The following is a 1377-nucleotide window of genomic DNA, read 5'->3' on the forward strand; positions in this document are numbered from 1 at the left end:
GTGAACGATGTGATCGGGAAAATGATTTGAAACAGATAAAGCAAAAAGGTGATCAGCGAGCCTGCCGACATCGTCCCTTCAGAGACGCGGATGCCGCCGTAGCCGATGATGGCGACGATCACAATCATAATGACAAGGTGCATGAACGGGGAGACGAGCGCGAATATCCGAGCTTCCTTGAGGCCGTATTGAAAGAGCTTTGAAATGCCTGATAACCCTTTCATTTTTTCTGTATGCTCGGCGTTTGATGCTTTCATCAATCTGATTTCGCTTAATGTCTGCTGGACATGTCCGGTGAAGGAAGCTGTTTCATCCTGCATTGTTTTGGAAATGCGCTGCATTTTCATGCCGAGCGGGATCATGATGAAGGTCGTGATCGGAACGGAGATCAGCATAAGAAGCGTCATTTTCCAATCCATGATCAGCAGAATGACCACAGATCCGACAATGGTGATGATTCCGGAAACAAACTGCGGAAAATGGTCGGAAATCAAGCTTTCAACAATGCCGGTATCATTGACAACTCGGCTGACGGTTTCGCCGCTCGTCTTTTCGTCAAAGTAGCGGACAGGAAGGCGCAGCAGCTTGAACCACATGCGCTCCCGCAGGGAAGCGACCACTTTCTGCCCGGCGTAAGAAAGAAAATAGGTCGAAAACCCGTCGCAGACCGCTTGAACGATAAAAACGAGCGCAAGGATTCCCGCTAAGGCCAGATTGATCGAATTGGCGGAAAAGCCGTCAACCATTTCCCTTGTCAACAGCGGAATGGACAAGCCGACCAAAGTCGTGACGAGGCTTGCGGTCAAACCGGCGCTTAAAGCCAGCCTGGGTACGCCGGATGTGAGAATCATTGAGAAAAACGGTTTCATGCTATTGTTGTTTTCTGTTTTCATTTAATAAACTCCTTATCGATATAATGTCAAAGAAGTTGATGGCGCAAGCTGTAACGCATCATAATACGATATAGACAGCTGAAAGTTCCCGATCATTGCCGATTTTAACTCCATACTAAAAGTTTGACAGATGACATAATTGTAACTATTATTGTTACATATAGTTGATTGGGTGACAAGAAAGGAAGAAAAACATGACAATAAATATTAAAGTATATTCCGATTATGTCTGTCCATTCTGTTTTCTCGGAAAAGACCAGCTCGAAAAAGCGATCGAAGGCAAAGATGTGGAAGTCGAGTGGCTGCCATTCGAACTGAGGCCGCGCCCATCGGAGCAGCTTGATCCGTTAAACGACCCGGCCAAATTGGCGATGTGGGACGGCGCCATTAAGCCGCGAATCGAGGCTTGGGGCGTCAATATGAAGCTGCCGAACGTCTCTCCGCATCCTTATACAGATCTGGCTCATGAAGGCTATCACTTCCC

The 1377-nt window shown here is 47.3% G+C and carries 2 protein-coding genes; one reads left to right on the forward strand and one right to left on the reverse strand.

Translation table 11 applies throughout. From position 1 onward, the window contains the following. On the reverse strand, positions 1-893 hold an 893-nt coding region (locus ACWHAR_RS21405; RefSeq protein ID WP_452087760.1), incomplete at its 3' end, for an ABC transporter transmembrane domain-containing protein. Between the two features lie 194 nt (positions 894-1087). On the opposite strand from ACWHAR_RS21405, the gene ACWHAR_RS21410 reads away from it, so the two are divergent. Beyond that, positions 1088-1377 (forward strand): DsbA family protein (locus tag ACWHAR_RS21410; RefSeq protein WP_452087761.1); only part of this gene is annotated, 290 nt, incomplete at its 3' end.

Source organism: Bacillus sp. LR--39 (assembly GCF_053613335.1).